Source organism: Spirosoma sp. (genome assembly GCF_048594605.1).
Lineage (GTDB): Bacteria > Bacteroidota > Bacteroidia > Cytophagales > Spirosomataceae > Spirosoma.
In genome coordinates this window covers 37976-45088 of the sequence record NZ_JBMDWV010000384.1, presented here as the reverse complement: position 1 = coordinate 45088, position 7113 = coordinate 37976, and the positions used below count along the sequence as shown (strand labels likewise).

Annotated in this window: 5 protein-coding genes; 1 reads left to right on the top strand and 4 read right to left on the bottom strand. The window is 48.4% G+C overall.

Features of this window, described 5'->3' with window-relative positions:
- From ACOJS8_RS24035 to ACOJS8_RS24020, 4 genes are all read right to left on the bottom strand, one after another.
- Nucleotides 1–1377: ABC transporter permease (locus tag ACOJS8_RS24035; RefSeq protein ID WP_420151101.1), on the bottom strand; the 1377-nt coding region annotated here is incomplete at its 3' end.
- A gap of 23 nt (nucleotides 1378–1400) precedes the next feature.
- Nucleotides 1401–2078 (bottom strand): ABC transporter ATP-binding protein, encoded by a 678-nt coding sequence (locus ACOJS8_RS24030; protein ID WP_420151100.1) that lies wholly within the window; start codon nucleotides 2076–2078, stop codon nucleotides 1401–1403.
- A gap of 222 nt (nucleotides 2079–2300) precedes the next feature.
- A complete protein-coding gene (locus tag ACOJS8_RS24025; protein ID WP_420151099.1) occupies nucleotides 2301–3548 on the bottom strand; it encodes an efflux RND transporter periplasmic adaptor subunit in 1248 nt (415 codons plus the stop codon).
- A 245-nt stretch (nucleotides 3549–3793) separates the two neighbouring features.
- Nucleotides 3794–5500, bottom strand: coding sequence for an ArnT family glycosyltransferase (locus ACOJS8_RS24020; RefSeq protein ID WP_420151098.1), 1707 nt, complete (start codon nucleotides 5498–5500; stop codon nucleotides 3794–3796).
- 223 nt (nucleotides 5501–5723) lie between these two features.
- On the opposite strand from ACOJS8_RS24020, the gene ACOJS8_RS24015 reads away from it, so the two are divergent.
- Nucleotides 5724–7100 (top strand): sigma-54-dependent transcriptional regulator, encoded by a 1377-nt coding sequence (locus ACOJS8_RS24015; RefSeq protein WP_420151097.1) that lies wholly within the window; start codon nucleotides 5724–5726, stop codon nucleotides 7098–7100.
- Nucleotides 7101–7113 lie beyond the last annotated feature (13 nt).

Here is a 7113-nt window from a genome sequence, read left to right as displayed (position 1 = left end):
CAGATAAACGACATTTTCACGTTCGAGACCAAGGTTTTTGGTACGTAGGTAATCCATTTGCTTACTCACGGCCAGCATGCCAACAATCAGGAAAACCGAAAGCGAAAACTGAAAGATGACCAGAATGCGCCGGAACAAAGCCGGACCAGCGCCAAACTGCAATCGTCCTTTGAGGATTTTTATGGGTTGAAGCGACGATAAAAATAACGCTGGGTAGCTGCCTGACGCAAAACCAGTAATCGCCACCAAGACAAAAATGATAAGCCAGAGTGTCGGATCAGCTAGGTTGAGCGATAACTGTTTGCTAAACAGCGTATTGAAGGTCGGTAACACGAACCAAACCAACGTTATCGCCAGAACGGCAGCCAGCAAACTTGTTAGCACGGACTCACTCAGAAACTGCCCAATCAACGAGGAACGTAACGCGCCAACTACTTTTCGAACCCCTACTTCTTTGGCCCGACTGGCTGAACGCGCCGTTGCCAGGTTCATAAAATTGACGCAGGCAATTAACAGGATAAATAAGGCGACAATGGAAAAGACACGTACGTATTCAATACGTCCACCAATACTCATCCCGTTCTTGTATTCAGAATACAGATGAAGATCGGTAATAGGTTGTAGAACGGGGCGACCTGTTTCGAAATTCTTTCCGGCAAAACGTGGATAAATATCGGCCATCGCGACTTCCGTTTGAGCCGCAGTGGTGTTGGGCTTCAGGCGGACATACGTACTAAACGAATTATTGCCCCAGGTCTTCATCCAGTCTTGTTCCTGTTCTTTCCAGTTCACAAGCCAGTCGAATTGCAGCGTCGAGTTAGGAGGCAGGTTTTCAAGCACAGCACCGACAACATAGAATTTCTTATTGTCGAGTTGAAGTGTTTTACCCAGCGCTTGTCCACTCGGAAAGAATTTCTCCGCGATTTTCCGGGTAATGACAATCTGGTTCGTTTGGGCCAATGCTGCCTTTGGATTTCCGGCAATGGCGGGCAAATCGAAAACGCCAAAGAAATCGTCAGTAGCGTAGTGACCTTTTTCTTTGGCGGTTTTTTCTCCAACTTTAATCAGGTACTCGGGGCCGTAATTGATTTTAGTAACGGCCGCCACTTCGGGGACGTCTTTCGCGATGGCTTCCTGCAGGGGCCCTGGCGTCACGGTGTTGGTAACGGTTTCGCCGTTGTACGGGAAATTGACCCGTACGTAGTGAATTGACTCCGCATCGGGCAGAAAGCGGTCGTAACTCAGTTCGTCTCTGACCCAAAGGCCAATCAATAAACTACAGGCCATGCCCAGCGCTAGCCCAAACACATTGATAGACGAATAGAGCTTGTGCTTCAACAAACTCCGAATGGCTATTTTGAAATAATTGCGGAGCATAGGCCGTCGGGGGTCCGATCTGATTATACGTGGAAATTCTCGGTCACGACTTTACCGTCGAACAGGTTCACAATGCGGTGGGCAAAACCGGCGTCGTACGGAGAGTGGGTTACCATAATGATGGTTGTCCCTTCGTCGTTCAGTTCTCCCAGTAGCTTCATTACGTCCTCTCCGTTTTTCGAGTCGAGGTTACCCGTCGGCTCATCGGCCAGTATTAGTTTCGGCTTCGCCACTACAGCCCGGGCAATAGCCGTACGTTGCTGTTGACCACCCGACAGTTGTTGCGGGAAGTGATTCCGACGGTGCATGATGCTCATTCGCTCCAGCGCTTCTTCCACGCGTTTTTTGCGCTCGTCGGGCGGTGTTTTCAGATATAATAGCGGCAGTTCGACGTTTTCGTAAACCGTTAATTCATCGATCAGGTTGAAGCTCTGAAACACAAAACCAATAGAGCCTTTCCGCAATTGTGCCCGTTGCCGCTCAGTCATTCGGGCAACAGCGGTTCCATAGAAGTTGTATTCGCCTTCGCTGGGGTTATCCAACAACCCAAGAATGTTTAGCAGCGTGGATTTTCCACAACCGGAAGGACCCATGATGGCTACAAACTCGCCGTCTTTCACTTCCATGTTGATGCCGTTGAGGGCGGTAGTTTCGACTTCCTCGGTTGCGAAGAGCTTCTGAAGGTTAATTGTTTGGATCATTGTTTTGGGCGGGAAAAAAGGGAGTAGCGAAATGCAAAAGCTGATGAATTAACTCCGGTCAAATTCGCTTACTCCTGGTTTTATGGCTAAAGTTAAACTGTTTGAAAATTTGCTAGTTTGGCAAAAGCATTGAATCTGATCAATTGTCTAAACTGATTACGGGCCGCTAATAAGGAGTTGCGTTAGGTAATCAATATTGCAAAGCGCAGTCAAAACGCCTGATTAAAATTCCAATACTTCGTTGTCCCCAAAGTTTTCGTAAGAACTTGTAATCACTTGCTCACCAGGTTCTAATCCGCTCAGCACTTCATAGAATTCCGGATTTTTGCGACCTAACGTAATAGGCCGTTTTACAGCTCGCTTGCCCGACTTGTCCACTACGTATACCCAGTTGCCACCCGTATCGGAGAAGAAGCCGCCAACAGGCAGTAGCGTTGCTTTAGCCGCTTTTCCTAACTCCAGCTGAATGGGAGACGATTGCCCCCGCTTGATTCCTTCAGGAGCACCCTTCGGGAAGACCATGTCAACTTCAAAACGACCGCTTTTTACTTCCGGATACACTCGGCTAATTTCCAGATCGTGCATTTTTCCATTGAATTCGAACGAGCCTTTCAAACCTGAGAATACCCGGCTGATGTAGTGTTCATCGATACCGACACGCATTTTGAAGCCATTCAGGTCATCAATCTGGCCAATGTTCTGGCCCCGGTTGATGTTTGAGCCAACTTCTACATCGATACTTGACAACTGACCCGATACCGGTGCCTTAACCACTAAGTTGTCGAGTGTTTGTTGCCAAAGAGCGACGTTTCTCTGCGTGCGTTGCAAGGTCTCTTCAAGTTGTTTGATTTGCATCTTGGCATTTTCTTCCTGGTACTTCTGTGTTTCTGTTTCGATAGCGCGCTGGCTGGTCAGCCGTTCGTAAGCGCGTTTCGCTTTCAGGTAATCTTCTTCCGACACGACTTTGTCCTTATACAGCTTTTCCTGACGCTCATAGGTATCCTTCGCCTGCGAAATCTGGGCATCTACATCAGTCAGTGTTTTACGTAGCGTAAAGCGTTCAATTTGTATCCGCTGGCGCGTATTCTGCAGGTCATTGACCAGGCGGTTAGCTTCGGTTTCTGACTGTAAGAAGCTCAGCTTCAGGCTTTGGTTTTCGAGTTTAAGCAGTACGTCGCCTTTCTTCACCATGTTACCGCCTTCCACCAGTTTCTGGGTAACATAGCCTCCTTCGATAGCATCGAGCCGAATCGTTTTCAGCGGTTGTACAACGCCCGTTACGGCGATGAAATCTTCAAAAGGTCCCGTTGTTACGTCCGAGACAGTTATTTTGTCTTTTTCGACATTGAGCTTCGACCGTCGGTCGGCAAAGACGAATGTGTAGGCAAGTAAGCCAAGAATCAGTGCACCACCACCAAAAATAGCGATGCGTTGAGTAGTCCAAAATCGTTTAGGTAAGACGCGGTCCATTGGTTTAATGTGCGAATGAGTGATTGAGTGGATGAGTGAATAAAAAGATGTTCGTGTTTATTGACCACTCTGAACACATTCGCTACAATATGCCGTGCCAATAGTCATGCCAGTTGGTTTGGGTTCTTGATTATCAGTGGGTTAATGCGTGAAATGACTTCGCAGCTGTCCGCTTTCGGACGTAGTTTGTCCGCTTTTGGCAGTAGTTACTATAAACGCGCCGGGCAGTTGGTGACATAGACCATTTACTCCGTAATTTCTGTAAGTACGTAAGGTAGTAAGGTTCGGGAACGGGTAGCCGGATTCAAAAAGTCATAGGTTAGCTGCGTAACATGAAAATACGGAAACACCGCTAGCGTATGCACCGTAAATCCTCGTTTGGCAAGAGCGTCGGCCTGTTCGCCCGTCGTAAATACCTGTTTTCGCCCTTGCTGAATCTGCAAACGTAGCGTCGAATCAGTTCGGGCGTAGTAGGTGGGTGCGTTTGCGTAAAATTCGTACGACCAGAAACTGCCTCCGCCTACACCTGATCCGGGTTCGTATAAAACAGTAGGCCGTTTCGCCAGATTGGTTTGCTCGTTTGCATAAAAGGCGGCTGTCATGCCGGCCTGATAAGTCAAAAAAGTAGGGTAGAGAAACAGGTTCAGTGAGCAAGCCAGAACAAGCATGGCCCCGACCATTCGGCCCGTTAGCGATAGCAGATTGGCAGATCGAAAAACGATAAACGTAGCAACCGTAACGACCACCACCCAACTGACTGCAGTAACCACTTGGTTCGGCTGAACCAATAGCAAAAGGCCAATAGCCAGTATGCTGATCAAGAGGCCAATCACTGTCTGTCCAATAGTCCATCGACGTAGTGCAACCGGCGTCAGCGATACCAGAAATTGAGCAGTCAGTACGGCATAAAATGGGAAGACAATATTCAGGTAATGAGGCAGTTGAAAGCCAGATAGCGAAAACAGCAGGAACGTAGCAAGCCCTGATCCAAGTGATACGTATTCGGGTCCGGCCTGGATGGGTAATGGATTTCGCCGTTTAAACAGGCCGGTCAATGCTTTTCCTATACCTACATACAGCGGTAATGACCAGGGCAAAAACGCCCAAAGCAACGTATGAACAAAGAAGAACTTGTCGCCCTCGCCTTTAATTGGCCCCGTGTTAAAGAAGCGTCCGAACTGACTATCCCAGAAGAAAAAGCGGACCCCCGATACGCCCGTTTTTCCGAAAATTATCTTTTCGGGATGCAGATCAAATTGCTGATACAAGCAGTAAATTTCGGGTAGCGTAAAGGCAAACGAGAGGGCTATGGCTACGTACCAGCGCAGTTTCAGTAGTTCGTTCCAATGTCCGGTCAGAAGCCAGTGGAGGATTAAGCCAGCTCCAATCGGAATAAGCACGAAGCAACCTTTAGTCATCAAGGCGCATCCTGTCAGAAATGACCCCAAAATAAGATGCAGTACGTACCGACGATCATTCAGAAACACCCGATAAAAATGATACGTAGCGCCAACAATAAGCGGCATCAGGTAAGGCTCGGCACGTACGTCGCTGTTGGAAAGTACGCCGTGAAAAGCGGTTAGAAGCACTAACGTAGCAATCTGGGCGACTAACTTTGAATAGGTGAGCCGGGCAAACTGATACGTATAAACCACACTACCCAGAAAAAATAATAAGGCAGGAAACTTATAAGCGAACGTATTAACGCCAAAAATCCGGTAACTTACAGCAGCTATCCAGAATGGGAAATGAGGTTTGTCGAGCCAGTCCGTACCAACGGCGTAGAGATTGACGAAATCGCCTGACTGAGCCATCGTTTTAGCGATGGTGGCATACAACGCCCCGTCGAGTTCCATGACGGGTGGAAACAAGCCCGTCGCGTTTAGAAAGATGCCAACTCCTACAAGTATATAGAACCAGCGGTTCTCGAAAGCGGGGTACGTGTCAGTCATTTAGTAAGCAATAACTGTCATCAAGGTGTCATTCGTTGCTCTCCAGAAGCCGCAACCAATGACGAAAAATGCTCATCAACCACCGAATAGTAATAATGACCACCTAACGACAATAAATGACCGCTTAACGACTTTTAAAAGACAAAGTACGTAAGAAAAGCGTAATTCGTCGTCGAATCAGACCGATCGTGCAACAATTCGTTCCAGCTCTTATCTTTAAAGTATGCAAGATGCTAAACTCCTACTCGTCGACGATGATCCCGACGTATTGTTGGCCGCTCGATTGTTACTGAAGCGGCATGTTAGCTCAGTAGACATCGAAAAGAATCCTGAAAAATTGCCTTTCCTGCTCAATAATAACCGCTACGATGCCATTGTGCTCGATATGAATTTTCAGCGTGACGTGAGCAGTGGGCGCGAAGGATTTGCCTGGCTTGATCGCATCCTGGACATTGACCCAAAAGCTCGGGTCGTGTTATTTACGGCTTATGGCGACGTTGAAATGGCAGTACGGGCCATTAAAGCGGGTGCCGTTGACTTTGTACTGAAACCCTGGCAGAACGACAAATTTCTGGATACGATTCGGGGAGCGGTAGAAGGGCGAATGGATGAGAAAGAGGACCCGAAAAAGGAGAAAAACGGCAGGGAGCCGTCGGATAAAAAATCGACGAAACAGACGAATATTATTGGTTCGGCTATGCGTCCTGTTCTCGATACGGTCGAACAAGTGGCTCCAACCGATGCCAACGTATTGATTCTGGGTGAAAACGGTACGGGTAAGGATCTGATTGCTCGAGCTATTCACGAACACTCCAACCGCAAGGATAAGCCGTTTGTAAGCGTTGACGTCGGCGCGCTGACCGAGAGTTTGTTCGAAAGTGAATTATTCGGACACGTAAAAGGCGCTTTTACCGATGCTCGTGAGGATCGCGCCGGGCGGTTTGAAGAGGCTAACGGCGGTACAATTTTCCTGGATGAAATTGGTAATTTATCCCCTGCTCAGCAAGCCCGGTTGCTAACTGTTTTGCAGCAGCGCCAGGTAACGCGCGTTGGCTCTAACAAAGCACGTCTGATTGATGTACGACTTATTTGTGCAACCAATGCGGACCTGAATGAGCGCGTAGCCGAACGGCAGTTTCGTCAGGATTTGCTGTACCGGATCAATACCATCGAACTTCATTTGCCCCCCTTGCGCGAACGTCCGGGCGACATTGGGCCACTAGCTGAGTTTTTCCTTAAAAAATACGCAAAGCAATACAATCGCTCGGTATCGGGTTTGAGCCCTGCCTTACTGGCCGAGATGAAGCAGTATCGCTGGCCGGGCAACGTTCGGGAGCTGCAACATGCTGTGGAGCGTGCTGTGATTCTGGCTCGTCCGGAACTAACGCCAGGCACGTTGCTGGAACCGAATAATTTTGTGTTCAAGAATGGCACAGCCTCCGCTTCGCCCGTGAATGAAACCCTGCAACTGGAAGACATGGAGCGGCAACTGATTCACCAGGCCATGCAGAAACACCGGGGGAGCATCACCGACGTAGCACGGGAACTGGGCCTGTCAAGGCAGGCATTGTATCGGCGTCTGGAAAAATTTGGCCTTTAAGACAATTACTTAA

Excerpts from the sequence above, each read along its gene's own strand:
- ACOJS8_RS24015 (WP_420151097.1), top strand. The coding sequence starts at position 5,724 with ATGCAAGATGCTAAACTCCTACTCGTCGACGATGATCCCGACGTATTG.
- ACOJS8_RS24025 (WP_420151099.1), bottom strand. The coding sequence starts at position 3,548 with ATGGACCGCGTCTTACCTAAACGATTTTGGACTACTCAACGCATCGCT.
- ACOJS8_RS24020 (WP_420151098.1), bottom strand. The coding sequence starts at position 5,500 with ATGACTGACACGTACCCCGCTTTCGAGAACCGCTGGTTCTATATACTT.
- ACOJS8_RS24030 (WP_420151100.1), bottom strand. The coding sequence starts at position 2,078 with ATGATCCAAACAATTAACCTTCAGAAGCTCTTCGCAACCGAGGAAGTC.